Consider the following 15,779-nt stretch of genomic DNA (forward strand, 5'->3'; position numbering starts at 1 on the left):
GCCTTGCCTTCAATGCGGATACCAGCAGCGCACGTTGTGGCCATCGCCCAGGTTTTCCAGCGTGGGCATCTCCTGGCGGCAGATGTCTTGGGCGCGGGCGCAGCGGGCGGCGAAGCGGCAGCCTTGCGTCACGGTGCCGGGCGGCGGCACGCTGCCGGGGATGGCGCTCAGTGCGGCACCGGGCGTGGCATCCAGGGCCGGGCGCGCGCGCATGAGTGCGTGGGTGTACGGGTGGGCGGGGCGATCGAATAGGCCCTCCACGCTGCTTTGTTCTACGACCTGACCGGCATACATCACCACCACGCGTTGGCACATCTCGGCCACCACGCCGAGGTCGTGGGTGATCATCAGGATGGAGGTCTGCTGCTCGCGCTTCAAGTCGCGCATCAGGTCGAGGATCTGCGCCTGGATGGTCACGTCCAGCGCCGTGGTGGGTTCGTCGCACACCAGCAAGCGAGGTTGGCACAGCAGGGCCATGGCAATCATGACGCGCTGGCGCATGCCGCCGGAGAGGCTGTGCGGATATTCGTCCACTAGCTGCGCCGCACGCGACAGGCCCACGCGCTCCAGCATGGCAATGACTTTGGCATCAATCTCCTGGCGCGGCAGGGCAGTGTGGATGCGCAGCATCTCGCTCAATTGCTCGCCGATGCGGTGCAGCGGGTTTAGCGAGGTCATCGGCTCCTGGAAGATCATGGCGATCTCCTTGCCGCGGATGCTGCGCAGGGTGGCGTCGTCGGCTTGCAGCAGCTCACGTTCGCCAAAGCGGATGCTGCCCGACAGCCGGGCCTGGCTGGCCATGGGGAACAGGCGCAGGATGGACAGGGCTGTCACGCTCTTGCCGCAGCCGGATTCACCCAAGAGGCCGACCGTTTCATCCTGGCCCAGGGAGAAGGAAACGCCATCGACCGGCGCAACCCGGCGACCGTGGCTCATGAATTCGATCTTGAGATTCTCGATGGTGAGCATGGAGGTTCCTCAGCGGCTCAGTTTGGGGTCGAACACTTCGCGGATGCCGTCGCCCAGCAGGTTGAAGCCCAGTACCACCAGGAAGATCGCCAGCCCCGGCCACATGGCCAGCATCGGCGTGCTGTTCAGGTAGCCCTGGGCGATGTGCAGCATGGAGCCCCAACTGGGGTCTTCCGGCTTGGCACCCAGGCCGAGATAGGACAGTCCGGCTTCGGCAATGATGGCCGTGCCCATGGCGAAGGTGGCCTGGATCACCAGCGGCGCCAGCGCATTGGGCAGGATGTAGCGCCACATGATGCGCAGGTGGCCAGCACCGATGGAGCGCGCCGCCATCACGTAGTCGAGATTGCGGATGGTCATGGCCTGCCCGCGTGCCAGTCGCACGAAGGAAGAGGTGAAGCCGATGCCCACGGCCACCATGGCATTGTAGAAACCACCGCCCAGCGCAGCGGCCAGGGCCAACGCCAGGATCAGCGAGGGAAAGGCCTGCAGGGCATCGACCACGCGCATGACGATGGCATCGACCGCGCCGCGATAGTAGCCGCTGAGGATGCCGATGGGCACGCCCAGCGAAAAGGCCAGCCCGACCGAGATCAATGCCGCCTGCAGCGAGATGCGCGAACCGTACAGCATACGGCTGTAGATGTCGCGCCCCAGGTCATCCGTACCGAGCCAGTGTTCGGCGCTGGGACCTGACAGTAGATTGCCATAGTCCTGGTCAAAGATCGGATCGTACCGGGCCAGTACCGGTGCAGCCAGGGCCAGGAGCACCAGTACAGTGATGATCACCGCACCGATCAGCGCCAGACGGTTGCGGCTGAAGCGGCGCAGGGTGCGCCAGCGGGGTAGCGCAGGCAGGGCCTGGGTGCTTGAGGAGGTGTTCATGTCGGGAGGCGTCATCGTAGGTTCAACGTTGAGCGGGTATTCAATGGGACTTCAGCGAGCAATGCGCGGGTCGATCACGCTGTAGAGCAGGTCCACGCAGAGATTGACCACGATCACCATGACCGTGGCGGCCAGCACGCCGGCCTGCACGGTCACGTAGTCACGCTGGAAGATGGCGTCGACGATCATCTTGCCCATGCCAGGGATACCGAAGATGCTTTCGGTGATCACCAGCCCGCCCAGCATCCCGGAGACCATCAGGCCACTGGCCGTGACCACCGGGATCATGGCGTTGCGCAGCGCATGGCCCAGCACCACTTGCCAGTCGCGCAGGCCCTTGGAGAAGGCGGTGCGGATGTAATCTTCGTTCAAGACTTCCAGCAGGCTGCTGCGCACCATGCGCATCAGGATGGCCGATTCACGCAGGCCGGTCACGACCATGGGCATCACCATGGCAATCAGGTTGGCGTGCCAGTCCACCGACAGCGGCACGAAACCCGAGGCCGGCAGCCAACCCAGCTTGACTGCGAACAGGATGATGAACAACATGCCCAGCCAGAAGTGCGGCACCGACATACCGAACAGCGCAATCAAGGTGCCGATGGCATTGGCCCAGCCGCGTGGCCGTGCTGCCGAGAGGATGCCGGCTGGCACGGCGATGACCACGGCCACCAGGAAGCTGCCCAGGGCCAGTTCGATGGTCACCGGCAGGCGCTGCCACAAGGCCTCGGCCACCGGGGTATTGTCGATGAAGGAGCGTCCCAGGTCGCCGTGCAGCACCGCCCACAGCCAGCGCCCATACTGCACCAGCAATGGATCATCCAGTCCCAGCTTCAGTCGTAGGGCGGCAGCAGCTTCGGGCGTGGCTTCCATGCCCAGGATGGCGGCCACCGGGTCGCCCGGTAGCACCGCCAACAGGGAAAACACCACCATGCTCACCAGCAGCAGGGTGGGCAGCGAGAGCAGCAATCGCTGCAGGAACTTGGGCAGCTTGAGCATGGGCTTACTTGGATACGGTGGCCGTACGGATCACGCCATCGGGCACGTACTGGAAGCCCTTGACCGACTTGGCGATGCCGAAGAGCACGTTGTCATGCACCAGATAAATGTAGGGCACTTCCTTGACCAGGATCGCCATGGCCTGGTCGTAGAGCACCTTGCGCTTGGCCTGGTCGCCTTCCACCCGGGCCTGCTGCAGCAGGTCGTCCACCTCCTTGGCAGCGATGTGCGAATAGTTCATCGAGCCGCCGGAGTTCACGAAGTCAAAGATGTTCTGGTCCGGGTCGGGGCGTCCGCTCCATCCCAGGAAGAGGCCTTCAAAGGCGCCGGTCTTACCGGCTTCGACTTGGGACGCGATCTCGGTCTTCTCCAGCGTGACGGTGATGCCCGCCGGACGCAACATGCCCTGGATCATCTGGCCGGCCTGCAATTCGTCGGCCGTGGTAGGCAGGGTCAGCTTGAAGCTGAAGCCGCCTTCCTTGCCGGCCGCCTTGAGCAGGGCCTTGGCGCGGGCCACGTCGACCTTGGGTGGCACGTCGCCGGGACCATTGGCGAACTGTGCCTTGGAGAAGGGCGAGTGACCGGGTGCTACCGCATTGTTGTAGACCACCTTGGCGATGGCATTGCGGTCGATGAGGATGTCGACGGCTTCGCGCACTTCCTTCTTGTCGAAGGGTGGCTTGGTGGTATTCAGGTAAAAGCCGCGAAAGCCCAGCGAGGGCTTGTTGAGCACCGTGTAATTGGCGTTGGCCGGGACGTTGGTGATTTCCTTGTAGGGGAAGCGGTTGCTGATGTCGACCTGGCCGCTGCGCAGGTTGTTAAAGGCCACATTGACGTCCGGCATGATCTTGTAGACCACTTCGTCGACCTTGGGCAGGCCGGCGCGCCAGTAGTCGGGATTCTTCTTCAGCGTGAGCGTGGCGCCTTTGAGGCGCCCTTCGTAGATGAAGGGGCCGGTGCCGACCGGATGGTTAACGTAATCCTCGCCGTATTTCTTCACGGCCGTGGGCGAGGACATCATGCCGGCGCGGTCGGTGAGAATCGACAGGAAGGGCGCGAAGGGCGTGGACAGATCCAGCTTGATGGTGTGATCGTCCACCACCGTGATCTTGCTGACGTATTTCAGTTCGTTGCGGCGCAGGGAAGTTTTCTCCTGGCCGCGCAGCAGGTTGAACTCCACCGCCTTGGCGTCGAAGGGCGTGCCGTCCTGGAACTTGACCCCTTTGCGCAGGTAGAGCGTGTAGGTCTTCTGATCGTCGGAAACGGTCCAGCGCTCGGCCAGCATGGGGACGATCTTGCCTTCGCCATCCAGGTCCACCAGCTTGTCGAAGATACTCTGGTAGAGGATGCGCTCGTTCAACATCGACGATTGCGTCGGATCGAGCTTGCCGGGATCGGCATCCAGCGAGATGTTGAGCGTCACCGCCAGCGTGGGCAGGGAGCAGGCCGCCAGCACGGTCGAGGACATTGCGCACAGCAGGAAACGGGAGACACGCTGCTTCATTCGTTGTTCCTTTCAGAAGTCATCACGGAGCGAGCGCAACCGACCTGGCGGCCAGCCTGTCTGCCGCAGCCATCGGGCCAGGTTAGGCAATGGACAGGATGAAGGCAAGGACGGATACGTCAATGTATACAACAAAGAGGACATGCAGGAAGCGTGCCATGGCGTCAGGATTTCGTCAGCCGGTAAAGCGCTATCGATGGTTGAGAATGCAGACCAGCCAGGCCTCCAGGCGGGCGGCCGCTGCACCTTGGCTGCTCGTTGATGGGGCGGCTGCCTGATGCTCGCGTGCAAGGATGCGCGCTGCAGGTGCGGAGCACCGTTGGTCCGCGCCTGCGTGTAAATATTTTTATTAAATAGCTTGCTATTTAATTTTGGCCTCGCTAAACTGCGCTGCATGAATTCGAAAACAGACAAACGCAAGGCGGCCCCGCTACTGGATGCCCAGTTGTGTTTTGCGCTGTATTCGACATCCTTGTCGATGAGCAAGCTCTATCGCAAGCTGTTACGCAATCTCGGCATCACCTATTCGCAGTACCTGGTGCTGATGGTGTTGTGGGAACAGGACCAGTTGACGGTGTCGGACATCGGCGAGCGCCTGGTACTGGATTCGGCCACCTTGACGCCACTGCTCAAGCGCATGGAAGCGCAGGGTCTGGTGAGTCGGGAGCGCGCCGCCAGTGATGAGCGCCAGGTGGTCATTTCACTGACCGCCGAGGGCGACAAGCTGCGCGAGCAGGCGATAGAGTTGCCACGCGAAGTCCTGCGCGCCACCGAGTCGACCGCCGCGGAACTGAGTGCGATGAAGGAAGAATTGATGGCATTGCGCGCCCGTTTGCACAAGAACACGGGAGAGTGATGTCGAAGGGATGTGGGCGTTGCCGTATCCCTTTTTTAAAGTTAAATATATAGTGCACTATTTAATAGTGTTTTAAATTTCATCCTCAGGATGAGGCCTGGTTATACCCAGAGCCAATAGCGGTAAATAAGTAGTTTGCTATTTAATAGGATTTTAGTTTTATTGCATTGAATGTAGTCCAGCAGTTACTTGCAGTTCCCTCGCAGCACCCTCCCGGTGAAACCACCGAACCTATTGTCATCAGAGAAAAGGAAGAAGATCATGAAATCGTTCAAGCAACTCGCCGCCGTCGCCGCCATCGGCCTGGTATTCGGTAATGCCTACGCCGCCGGTGGTCCTGGTGTCGAGCCGACCACCCAGGCTTTCCTGCAAGCGCTGGAAGCCGGTGGCGGCAAGCCCCTGGAACAACTCTCGCCCAAGGATGCGCGGGCCGTGCTGGTGGGCGCGCAAGCTGGCGTGAAGCTGGAACTGCCCAAGGCGGATGTGTCGGAAAAGACCATCCGCGTCGATGGCCAGGACATCAAGCTGACCATCGTGCGTCCGGCTGGCGTGAAGAAGACCTTGCCGGCCTTCATGTTCTTCCACGGCGGTGGCTGGGTGCTGGGCGACTTCCCGACCCACGAACGCCTGGTGCGTGACCTGGTGGCCAACTCGGGCGCGGTGGCGGTCTTCGTGAACTACACCCCCTCGCCGGAAGCTTCCTACGGCGTGGCGATAAACCAAGCCTATGCGGCCACCAAGTGGGTCGCTGAACACGGCAAGGAAATCAATGTTGACGGCAAGCGCTTGGCAGTGGCCGGCAATAGCGTCGGTGGCAATATGGCCGCCGTGGTCGCGCTGATGGCCAAGGACAAGGGCGGCCCGGCGCTGCGTTCGGAAGTGCTGCTGTGGCCGGTGACCGATGCCAACTTCGAAACCGGTTCCTACAACCAGTTCGCCAATGGCTATTTCCTCACCAAGAACATGATGAAGTGGTTCTGGGACAGCTACACCACCGACGCCGCCAAGCGCAAGGAAATCACGGCCTCGCCGCTCAATGCCACGACGGAGCAACTGGCCGGCCTGCCGCCGACCCTGATCCAGACCGCCGAAAACGACGTGCTGCGTGATGAAGGCGAAGCCTATGGTCGCAAGCTGCAAGCCGCGGGTGTGGCCGTGACCAGCGTGCGCTACAACGGCATGATCCACGACTTCGGTCTGTTGAACGTGCTGGCCAAGGTGCCGTCGGTGCAGAGCGCCATGCGTCAGGCGGGTGAGGAACTGAAGTACCACCTGAAGTGATCGCTTGCGGTGATCACTTGAGGTGATCGCTTGCGGTGATCGACTGCGGTCATCACCCTGAGCGCCGCCTCGGCAGCGGTAAAGCACAAGGCCCCCGGACCAGTTCATGCGTCCGGGGGCCTTGCGTTGTGTGTGCGGGGCAGTCTTACGCCAGGACCTTGGTCAGCCAGGCGCCGATGTCGGCCACTTCCTCGCCGCACACGGAGTGCTGCATCGGATAGTCATGCCACTCCACCTGGTGGCCCAGTTGGGTCAGCAGATCGCGCGATTTCACCGCGCGCTCCAGCACCACCACCGGGTCCAGCGTGCCGTGCGCCATGAAGATGGGCGTGTCGTGGTTGGCGCCGTGACGTTCGGCTTCGATGGTGGCGGCCAGCGGCAGGTAGCCGGACAGGCACATCAGCCCGGCCAGACGCTCGGGATGGCGCAAACCGGTCTGCAGGGTCATGGCGCAGCCTTGCGAGAAACCGGCCAGCACGATGCGTTGGGCCGGGATGCCGCGCGCCTTTTCCTGGGCGATCAGCGCTTCGATGGCAGCCTGCGAGGCACGCAGGCCGGGTTCGTCTTCGCGGCGCACCAGGTCGGGGGCGAAGATGTCGTACCAGGCCCGCATCACGTAGCCGCCATTGATGGTCACCGGCATGGTCGGTGCGGTGGGGAAGATGAAGCGGATCGGTGGGCAGCCGGAGAGGTCCAGTTCGCGCACGATGGGCACGAAGTCCGAGCCATCGGCGCCCAGGCCATGCAGCCAGATGACGGCGGCGCCAGGGTTGGGAGCGGTTTCGATCTGTATCGTTTCGAGTTGTGCGGCCATGGGCTTGCGGTCCTGTTACGGGTAATGAGGTCAGAGGGGAGGGAGGCTGCATTGTGTCGGCTCTTGCTCCGGCGCACAATACGGCTTTGCCCTGGTCATGCATTGCTGCAATGGGCTCACATCATACGATGAACGTCGCCGCCATGCTGCGCGCTCAAACAAGGAAAACCGATGAAGTGCAAACCGTGGACCCGGCTGCTGGCACCGCTATTGAGTAGCCTGCTGGCGCTGACACCCATGTCTGGCCATGCCGAGGCCGAAGGGCGTCTATTCCAGCCCAGCGGCGAGAACCTGATGATCTCGCCGCCTGCCGGCTGGCGCCTGGCCTACATGGATGGCGAGCCGGACGGCGACTACGTGGTCGATTTCCTGCCGCCCAACGAAGCCCACGACTCCTGGCGCGAGGGCTACATGGGCGTGCAGCGCCGCAGCTTTCCCGAGGCCGGCTTGCTGGCCAATATCCAGGCGCGCAACCTGACCGTGTCGCAGGTGGCGTTGACCGAAGTGATGCAGGGCGCGCAGCGCAATTGCCCCGGCCACTTCATCGCGATGGCGCAGAAGGATGGCAGCACCAACAATATTCCGCTTTCTGTCAGTGGCGGCTTCTGTGACCGTGTCGGTCCCTCGGCCCCGTATGGCGAAGGAACTGTACTGGCGGTGTATCAGGGCAAGCAGCAACTGTTCGTGGTGCAGTTCAGCTGGCGTCCGCCGACCGAAAATGCACTGAAGCAGTACCCGTACCGGATCACGCCGGCGGGCCTGCAGCAGTTTCTGGATCTGTTGAACGCGGCCACGCTGTGCGGCGGGCCGGGTGAGGGGAAGTGTCCGAACTAGTGGGTGCTTACTTGTTGCTGGCAGGCCGGATCGCCGACTTCGGGCGGAAGGCCTTGCAGACGCTGTCGTCAGTCTCGATGTAGGGGCCGCCGATCAAGTCGATGCAATAGGGGATGGCGGCGAAGATGCCCGGCACCTTGACCTTGCCGTTCTCATCCTTCAAGCCTTCCAGCGTTTCGCGGATGGACTTGGGCTGGCCTGGCAGGTTCAGGATCAGGGCGGCATGGTCAGCGCTCTCGCGGATCACCGCCACCTGGCGCGACAGGATCGCGGTGGGCACGAACTGCAGGCTGATCTGGCGCATTTGTTCACCAAAGCCCGGCATTTCCTTGCTGGCGACGGCCAGGGTGGCGTCCGGCGTCACATCGCGGCGCGCGGGGCCGGTGCCACCGGTGGTCAGCACCAGGTCGCAAGCGGCCACGTCGACCAGCTCCACCAGGGTCTGCTCGATCTGGGCGCGTTCATCGGGGATCAGCCGGGTCAGCACTTCAAAGGGGCTGGTCAGGGCGCTGGCCAGCCAATCCTGCAGGGCCGGGATGCCCTGGTCCTGATAGACGCCAGCCGAGGCGCGGTCGGAAATGGACACCAGCCCGACGCGCAGCACCTCGCGCGCCATGGGGGGCACTACCTCAACGCTCATCGTCGTCTTGTTCGCCATTCTCTTGCTCGGCTGCTTCACCCTTGGCCAGGGCGGCTTGGGTCTGCAACTGCTTGAGGATCTGGAAGATTTCGCGGTAGGCCTTGGGCGGCTTGTTTTCCGCCTGCTCCTTGCGGGCATTGCGGATCAGCGTGCGCATGTGCTGCACGTCGACTTCAGGATGGCGATTGAGCAATTCGGTCAGTGCCTGGTCGTCGGCCAGCAGTTTTTCGCGGCGGCGTTCCAGGGCGTGCATGGCGGCGGTTTCGGCCTTGGAGGCGCCGTGCCAGCTGTCGATGGTCTTCTGGATGATGGCCAGTTCGTCAGGTTCCAGCGTGCGCATCTTCTTGCCCACGTATTGCATCTGGCGGCGACGGCCTTCGTGATCCTTGATCTGCTGGCATTCGAGGATGGCATCGCGCACGTCTTCGGGCATGGGCACGCGCTTGACGCGGTCGCGCGGCTCGTTGACCAGTGATTCGCCCAGCTTTTGCAGGGCATCCATCTCGCGCTTGAGTTGGGACTTGGAGGGGCGGTCGTATTCCTGTTCGAATTCGCTGGATTGGAATCCGACAGCGCCGCGGTTGGCATTGGGCATATCGTGACTTCGAGAAATAAAGCTTAACGACTGCTATGATAACCCCTTTTACCCGCATTTCAGAGAAAACAGGCTCATGAGCGAAACCCCATTCACGCACAGTCAAGACCAGTTGAAGCAGTTGGCACAGGATGTGCTGCGTTATGCCCGGGACAAGGGCGCCTCGGACGCCGCCGTCGATATCAGCGAAGGCAGCGGTCTGTCGGTAGCGGTGCGCAAGGGAAAGATCGAAACCATCGAGCAGAACAAGGACAAGGGCATCGGCGTTACCGTCTTCCTCGGAGAAGGCCGCCAGGTGCGGCGCGGCAACGCCAGCACCTCGGACTTTTCGCAGCAGGCCCTGAAGGAAACGGTGGAAGCCGCCTACAACATCGCCCGCTTCACCTCCATCGATGACTGCGCCGGCCTGCCCGAGGCCGAGATGCTGGAGATGGCCCCGCGCGACCTCAAACTGTTTTCGCCATGGAACATTTCCGCCGAAGAAGCTGTGGCGCTGGCCCAACGCTGCGAAACCGCCGCACTGGAAACCGATGCGCGCATCAGCAATAGCGAAGGCGCCGGTGTCTATGTGCAACACTCGCATTTTATCGCGGCCAACAGCCGGGGTTTCATGGGCGGCTATCCCTTCTCGCGCCACACCATCTCGGTGGCCCCGATTGCCGGCAAGGGCGCGGCGATGCAGCGCGACGACTGGTATTCCTCCAAGCGCGATCCGAAGAAACTGGCCCGGCCCGAAGCCATCGGCCGCTATGCCGCCGAACGCGCACTGGCGCGCCTGAACGCCCGCAAGCTCAGTACCCGCAAGTGTCCGGTTCTGTTCGAAGCGCCGCTGGCCGCTGGACTGTTGGGGGCTTTCGTGCAAGCCGTCTCGGGTGGGGCGCTGTACCGCAAGTCGACCTTCCTGCTCGATTCGCTGGGGCAGCAGGTGTTTCCCGAGCACATCCAGATCCTGGAAGACCCGCACGTCATCGGCGGGGTCGGCTCGGCGCCCTTCGATGAAGAGGGGGTGCGCACCGTCAAGCGCGAGGTGGTCAAGGATGGCGTGGTGCAGGGCTATTTCCTGTCCACCTATTCGGCCCGCAAGCTGGGGATGCAGACCACCGGCAACTCCGGTGGCTCGCACAACCTGACGCTGACCTCGGAACTGACCACCCGCGCCGATACCTTCAAGGGCATGTTGAAGAAGATGGGCACGGGTCTGCTGGTGACCGAGCTGATGGGGCAGGGCGTGAACTACGTCACCGGCGACTATTCGCGAGGCGCCTCGGGTTACTGGGTCGAGAATGGCGTGATCCAGTATCCGGTGGAAGAAATCACCATCGCCGGCAACATGAAGGAAATGCTGCGCCAGATCGTGGCCGTGGGTAACGACACGCTCATCCGCGGCTCCAAGGAAACCGGCTCCATCCTGCTGGAAAACATGACCATCGCTGGCGACTGAGCCTGCGGCAGACCGCCATGGCCGTGCGCCTGCACGGCCATGGCGTTACCCAGGCCGGCGTCGTCTCCTTCGAGGCAAGCCATGGACGATATCCCCATCCGGCGCGGCTATCTGCCAGGCGTCATCGGGCAAGCCGGCCCGCACAGCGCTAGAATGGTGGATTGGCGCAAGCGCGCAATTTCCTGACATCCATTCCTCGCAACATGGCCTTACACACCGACGCCGCCCACTCCAGCGGTCAAGTCCTGCCGTTCCGCGAATCCCTGCTGGCGACGCTGGGCATCTGTTTCGTCATCATGCTGGTGGCCCTGGACCAGACCATCGTGGGCACGGCGCTGCCCACCATCGTGGCCGAGCTCAAGGGCTTCGAGCTCTACGCCTGGGTCGCCACCGCCTACCTGCTGACCTCGGTGATCACCGTGCCCATCTTCGGGCGGCTGGGCGACTACTTCGGTCGCAAGCCCTTCGTGATCGCTTCCATCATCGTCTTCGTGGGCGCCTCGGCCTTGTGCGGCATGGCCAACAGCATGTTGTTCCTGGTGCTGGCGCGCGGCTTGCAGGGCATCGGCGGCGGGATGCTGGTGGGAACCTGTTTTGCTTCCATTGCCGATCTGTTTCCTGATCCGCGGGTGCGGCTGCGCTGGCAGGTCATCCTGTCGGCGTCCTTCGGTATTGCCACTGCCGTAGGCCCGTCGCTGGGTGGCTTCCTGACCGAGGGACTGGGCTGGCGCTGGGTGTTCTACTGCAACCTGCCCATCGGCGTGATTTCCCTGTTCTTCGTCTGGCGCTTCGTGCCGCATATCCGTCACATGCACCATGCCGGCAAGATGCGTCTGGACTGGCCTGGTGCGCTATTGATCTCGCTCTCGCTGGGCAGTCTGCAGTTGCTGGTGGAGCTCTTGCCCAAGCGCGGCATCACGGGGGGCATGATGGCCTTGCTGGCGGTCTCGGTGGCGGCCTTCTATGCGCTGTGGAAGTGGGAGCAGCGCGCCGCACAAGCCATCCTGCCCTTCGAGATGCTGCGTGACCGTGCCCTGGCAAGCCTGTTCCTGCTGTCGGTGCTGGCGGGCTTTGCCATGTTTTCGCTGCTGATGTATGCGCCACTGCTGTTCCAGGGCGGCTTTGGCCTGAGCCCGCGGGAAGCAGGGCTGTTGATTACGCCGCTGGTGGCCTGTATCACCGTGGCCAGCATCGTCAATGGGCGCATCATCACGCGCATTCCCAATCCCAACCTGATGATGAATCTGGGCTTTGCCTTGATCGCCGCTTCCTGCCTGGGCGTGGTGCTGAGCGATCGCAACACCGGCAATGGCTTCCTGCTCGCGGTCATGCTGGCCGGCGGCTTCGGGCTGGGGCTGGTGCTGCCCAACCTGACCGTGTTTGCCCAGCAGGCTGCTGCGCGCGAGCACCTGGGCATTGCCACCGCCTTGCTGCAATCGCTGCGCATGATTGGCGGGATGCTGGGCACCGCAGTGACCGGCACGCTGGTCAGTCAGATGTATGGGGCGGGTGTGCAGAAGGCGCTGGAGAGCGATCACGCGGCTCAGTGGCTCAAGGAATTCAGTGACCCTGAAGTGCTGGTCAATCACGACATCCAATCGGTCCTGCTGGCGCGCCTGATGCAGGCCGGGCACGACGGTTCGGCCTTGCTGGAGGCCGCGCGCGAGGCACTGGTGGGGGCCATCCACATGGGGATCGCCATTGCCATCGTGGCTGCGCTGGTGGGGCTGTGGATGGTGGGCCGGGTACCGCCCATCCGCTTCGACCAGGACCAGAAGGTGGATCCGGTGATGTCGGAATGAGCGTGCGGTAACGGCGCTGACCTGACCTGGAGAACGGACTGTCAGCAGTCCGTCAGATTGATGACAAAGCCTTGGCGAAAGCCAAGGCTTTGTTGTTTAATCGGTCATGCTCAAAAAACCGACAGCCGCCCAGCACGAGTTAGAGATGGTGACCATCGAGATGCTCGTGCCCAAGGACCACCTGCTGCGCAAGATCGACGCGGCGGTGGATTTCGAGTTCATCCGAGAGAAGGTGGCGCATCTGTATTGCGCCGACAATGGCCGCCCGGCACTGGACCCGGTGGTACTCTTCAAGCTCTTGTTCATCGGTTACCTCTTCGGTATCCGCAGCGAGCGCCAGCTCATCCGCGAGGTCCAGGTCAATGTGGCCTATCGCTGGTTTGCCGGATTCCGTCTGACCGACAAGGTACCGGACTCATCCACCTTCTCCCAGAACCGGCGCCGCCGCTTCATTGATACCACCGTCTATCAAGAGATCTTCGACGAGATCGTGCGCCAGGCCATTGGACGCGGCATGGTCGATGGCCGTGTGCTCTACAGCGACAGCACCCACCTCAAGGCCAACGCCAACAAGAACAAGTTCGACTACGTTCAAGTTACCCAGACCCCCTCGGCCTATCTGGCCGAACTGGATGCCGCTGTGGATATCGACCGTGCCGAGCATGGCAAGAAACCGCTCAAGCGTGACGACGATGATGAGCCGCCCACCAAAGAGATCAAGGTCAGTCGCACCGATCCCGAGAGCGGCTACATGGTGCGCGACGACAAGCCCAAGGGCTTCTTCTACCTGGATCACCGCACCGTCGATGCCAAGCATTCCATCATTACCGATACCCATGTCACGCCCGCCTCAGTCCATGACAGTCAGCCTTATCTGGCACGCCTGGATCGTCAGCGCCAGACGTTCGGATTTGATGTACAGGCCGTTGGCCTGGATGCGGGCTACTTCACACCGGCCGTCTGCCAGGGACTGGAGAATCGCGAGATCAGCGGCGTGATGGGCTACCGCACACCCAACCACAAGCCGGGGACATTCTTTAAACGGGCGTATGAGTACGATGCCTACCGTGACGAATACATCTGCCCGCAGGGTCAACCCTTGCGCTACAGCACGACCAATCGACTGGGGTATCGGGAATACAAATCCAACCCTGAGCAATGCCGAGGCTGCAAGGTACGCGAGCAATGCACCAATAGCGCCAATGCGGTCAAGGTGGTGACGCGCCATGTGTGGGAGCGTTCCAAGGAGAAGGTGGATGATCGGCGTCGTACCGAATGGGGCAAGCGCATCTATGCCCGACGCAAGGAAACGGTAGAACGCAGCTTCGCCGACGCCAAGCAATTGCACGGACATCGTTATGCCCGTATGCGGGGATTGCGCAAGGTCGCCGAGCAGTGCTTGTTGGCGGCGGCGGCCCAGAACATGAAGAAGATTGCCCTGTTGGTGGCGCGCTTGCGCGCGCTTTTACACGGTTTGAGCGCCTCTGCCAGCGTACAAAAGTGGCTACAGCGAAAAATGCGCGCCTTGCTTGGCTTCTGCGCCATCGACCATCTGCAAATTACCTGCGCCTGAAAAACAAAACCCCGTGTTCGAAAACACGGGGTTCGTCATCAACCTGACGGACTGTCAGCAGTCCGTTTTTTTATGCCTGCTCGGCCCGGTCGTTTTTCTTCACCACCGCATAACGTTGCAGCGTGCGCTCGCGCGCCAGGGCATGATCGACGATGGGACGGGGATAGTTCTGCCCCAGCACCACGCCGGCTGCCAGACGTTCTTCGGGTGTGGCGCTCCAGGGCGCGTGGATGCGCTTGTCGGAAAGTTTCGCCAGTTGCGGCAGGTAGCGGCGGATGAACTTGCCCTGCGGGTCGAACTTCTCCGACTGCGTGACGGGATTGAAGATACGGAAGTAGGGCTGGGCATCGCAGCCCGAGGAGGAGGCCCACTGCCAGCCGCCATTGTTGGCGGCCAGGTCGAAGTCGTTGAGATGCCGCGCAAAATATTGTTCACCCCAGCGCCAGTCGATGCCCAGGTCCTTGGTCAGGAAGCTGGCCACTACCATACGCAGGCGGTTGTGCATGTAGCCGCTCTGGTTGATCTGCGCCATGGCGGCATCGACCAGCGGATAGCCGGTGCGGCCTTCGCACCAGGCGGCAAACAGTGCCTCGGCCTGTGGGCCTTGCTCCCACTGGATGGCGCCATACTCGGGCTTGAAGGCCTGTTCGGTCACGCGCGGGTGATGGTGCAGGATCATGAAATAGAAATCCCGCCAGATCAGCTCCGACAGCCACACGGCCGCACCCGCCGCACCCTGGTTGTTCTGCATGAGATACAGCGCCGCACCTGCCAGCGCGCGGATGGAAACGGTACCGAACCGCAGATGCACCGACAGGTAGGAAGGACCCTTCACTGCAGGGAAATCGCGCGCCGTCCCATAGGCCCCGATACGGCCCAGGAAGTCCGTCAGCAAGGCCTGCGCACCGGACATGCCGGTAGAAATCTTCAGTTCATGCAAATTGCTGGGGGCAAAGCCCAGTTGCGCGTGCGAGGGTAGGGCATGGTCAACCTCGCCGGGCGGGGCGGCCAGGGCCTTGAGGTAGTTCTCGACCGGATAGGGCTTCAGGTAGAACGCGCCATCGGCAGCGGTCAGCTTGGCCATCCAGGCATTCTTGTAGGGCGTGAAGACCGAAAAGGGCTTGGCCGATTGGGTCAGTACTTCATCTTTCTCGAAGATCACCTGGTCCTTGTAGCTCAACATTTGCGCGCCTTGTCGTTGCAGCGAGCGCGCCACGGCGGCGTCGCGTTCGATGGCCAGTGGTTCGTAGTCGGTATTGATGAAGACGGCCTGCGCTTGCAGTTTGGCGGCCAGCTCAGGGATCTGCCGGATGGCCGATCCATGCAGCACGATCAATCCGCCTCCGGCTTGACGCAACGTGCCATCCAGCTCGGCCACGCTGGCCAGCAGGAAGTCGATGCGTCTATCCTGCTGTACACCCTCGGCCTTGAGTGCATCGAGGATGTCGGTGTCGAAGACGAACACGCACCACACCTGCCGGCTCTGCCTGAGCGCGTGGTAGAGGGCGGCGTGGTCGTTCGTGCGGAGATCGCGGCGGAACCAGACCAGGGACTTGTCGAATTGGGGCATGAAATGCACGGGCTAG

The 15,779-nt window shown here is 62.3% G+C and carries 14 protein-coding genes; 6 read left to right on the top strand and 8 right to left on the bottom strand.

Annotated elements, in window-relative coordinates; genetic code table 11:
- Positions 1-9 precede the first annotated feature (9 nt).
- From RC54_RS09010 to RC54_RS09025, 4 genes are read right to left on the bottom strand one after another with little or no spacing between them, the layout of a single operon-like run.
- Positions 10-969: an ABC transporter ATP-binding protein gene (locus tag RC54_RS09010; RefSeq protein ID WP_061789327.1), complete on the bottom strand. Its 960-nt coding sequence runs from the start codon at positions 967-969 to the stop codon at positions 10-12.
- Positions 970-978: 9 nt separating this feature from the next.
- Positions 979-1,854, bottom strand: a complete 876-nt coding sequence (locus RC54_RS09015; protein ID WP_061789326.1) for an ABC transporter permease — start codon at positions 1,852-1,854, stop codon at positions 979-981.
- Between the two features lie 51 nt (positions 1,855-1,905).
- Positions 1,906-2,853, bottom strand: coding sequence for an ABC transporter permease (locus RC54_RS09020; RefSeq protein ID WP_061789325.1), 948 nt, complete (start codon positions 2,851-2,853; stop codon positions 1,906-1,908).
- Positions 2,854-2,857: 4 nt separating this feature from the next.
- Positions 2,858-4,357 (bottom strand): ABC transporter substrate-binding protein, encoded by a 1,500-nt coding sequence (locus RC54_RS09025; RefSeq protein WP_058895079.1) that lies wholly within the window; start codon positions 4,355-4,357, stop codon positions 2,858-2,860.
- A gap of 394 nt (positions 4,358-4,751) precedes the next feature.
- Here RC54_RS09025 and RC54_RS09030 point away from each other — a divergent pair, with 394 nt between their 5' ends.
- Positions 4,752-5,213: a MarR family winged helix-turn-helix transcriptional regulator gene (locus RC54_RS09030; protein ID WP_058895080.1), complete on the top strand. Its 462-nt coding sequence runs from the start codon at positions 4,752-4,754 to the stop codon at positions 5,211-5,213.
- Between the two features lie 261 nt (positions 5,214-5,474).
- The gene (locus RC54_RS09035) at positions 5,475-6,494 is read left to right on the top strand and encodes an alpha/beta hydrolase (protein WP_061789324.1); all 1,020 of its coding nucleotides are present in this window, start codon (positions 5,475-5,477) and stop codon (positions 6,492-6,494) included.
- 145 nt (positions 6,495-6,639) lie between these two features.
- On the opposite strand, the gene RC54_RS09040 is transcribed toward RC54_RS09035, so the two are convergent.
- The gene (locus tag RC54_RS09040) at positions 6,640-7,308 is read right to left on the bottom strand and encodes an alpha/beta hydrolase (protein ID WP_061789323.1); all 669 of its coding nucleotides are present in this window, start codon (positions 7,306-7,308) and stop codon (positions 6,640-6,642) included.
- 171 nt (positions 7,309-7,479) lie between these two features.
- Between RC54_RS09040 and RC54_RS09045 the strand changes: the two genes are divergently transcribed.
- The gene (locus RC54_RS09045; protein ID WP_058895083.1) at positions 7,480-8,142 is read left to right on the top strand and encodes a hypothetical protein; all 663 of its coding nucleotides are present in this window, start codon (positions 7,480-7,482) and stop codon (positions 8,140-8,142) included.
- Between the two features lie 7 nt (positions 8,143-8,149).
- Here the strand turns inward: RC54_RS09045 and mog are convergent, their stop codons facing one another.
- Complete coding sequence (gene mog, locus RC54_RS09050) at positions 8,150-8,782, bottom strand: molybdopterin adenylyltransferase (RefSeq protein WP_082803088.1); 633 nt, start codon at positions 8,780-8,782, stop codon at positions 8,150-8,152.
- Complete coding sequence (gene yjgA / locus RC54_RS09055; protein WP_061789321.1) at positions 8,772-9,377, bottom strand: ribosome biogenesis factor YjgA; 606 nt, start codon at positions 9,375-9,377, stop codon at positions 8,772-8,774. The genes mog and yjgA overlap by 11 nt, the downstream gene beginning before the upstream one ends.
- 76 nt (positions 9,378-9,453) lie before the next feature.
- Between yjgA and pmbA the strand changes: the two genes are divergently transcribed.
- The 3 genes from pmbA (at position 9,454) to RC54_RS09070 (ending at position 14,193) form a co-directional block, all read left to right on the top strand.
- On the top strand, positions 9,454-10,818 hold the full coding sequence (pmbA, locus tag RC54_RS09060; protein WP_061789320.1) for a metalloprotease PmbA: 1,365 nt from the start codon (positions 9,454-9,456) through the stop codon (positions 10,816-10,818).
- 203 nt (positions 10,819-11,021) lie between these two features.
- Positions 11,022-12,620, top strand: coding sequence for an MDR family MFS transporter (locus RC54_RS09065; RefSeq protein ID WP_058897530.1), 1,599 nt, complete (start codon positions 11,022-11,024; stop codon positions 12,618-12,620).
- Positions 12,621-12,726: 106 nt separating this feature from the next.
- On the top strand, positions 12,727-14,193 hold the full coding sequence (locus tag RC54_RS09070; protein ID WP_244216356.1) for an IS1182 family transposase: 1,467 nt from the start codon (positions 12,727-12,729) through the stop codon (positions 14,191-14,193).
- Between the two features lie 70 nt (positions 14,194-14,263).
- Here RC54_RS09070 and RC54_RS09075 read toward each other — a convergent pair whose 3' ends face one another.
- Positions 14,264-15,763, bottom strand: a complete 1,500-nt coding sequence (locus tag RC54_RS09075; RefSeq protein ID WP_061790635.1) for a cryptochrome/photolyase family protein — start codon at positions 15,761-15,763, stop codon at positions 14,264-14,266.
- Positions 15,764-15,779: the final 16 nt, after the last annotated feature.

Origin of the sequence: Herbaspirillum rubrisubalbicans (genome assembly GCF_003719195.1) — a bacterium.
GTDB classification, from domain to species: domain Bacteria; phylum Pseudomonadota; class Gammaproteobacteria; order Burkholderiales; family Burkholderiaceae_D; genus Herbaspirillum; species Herbaspirillum rubrisubalbicans.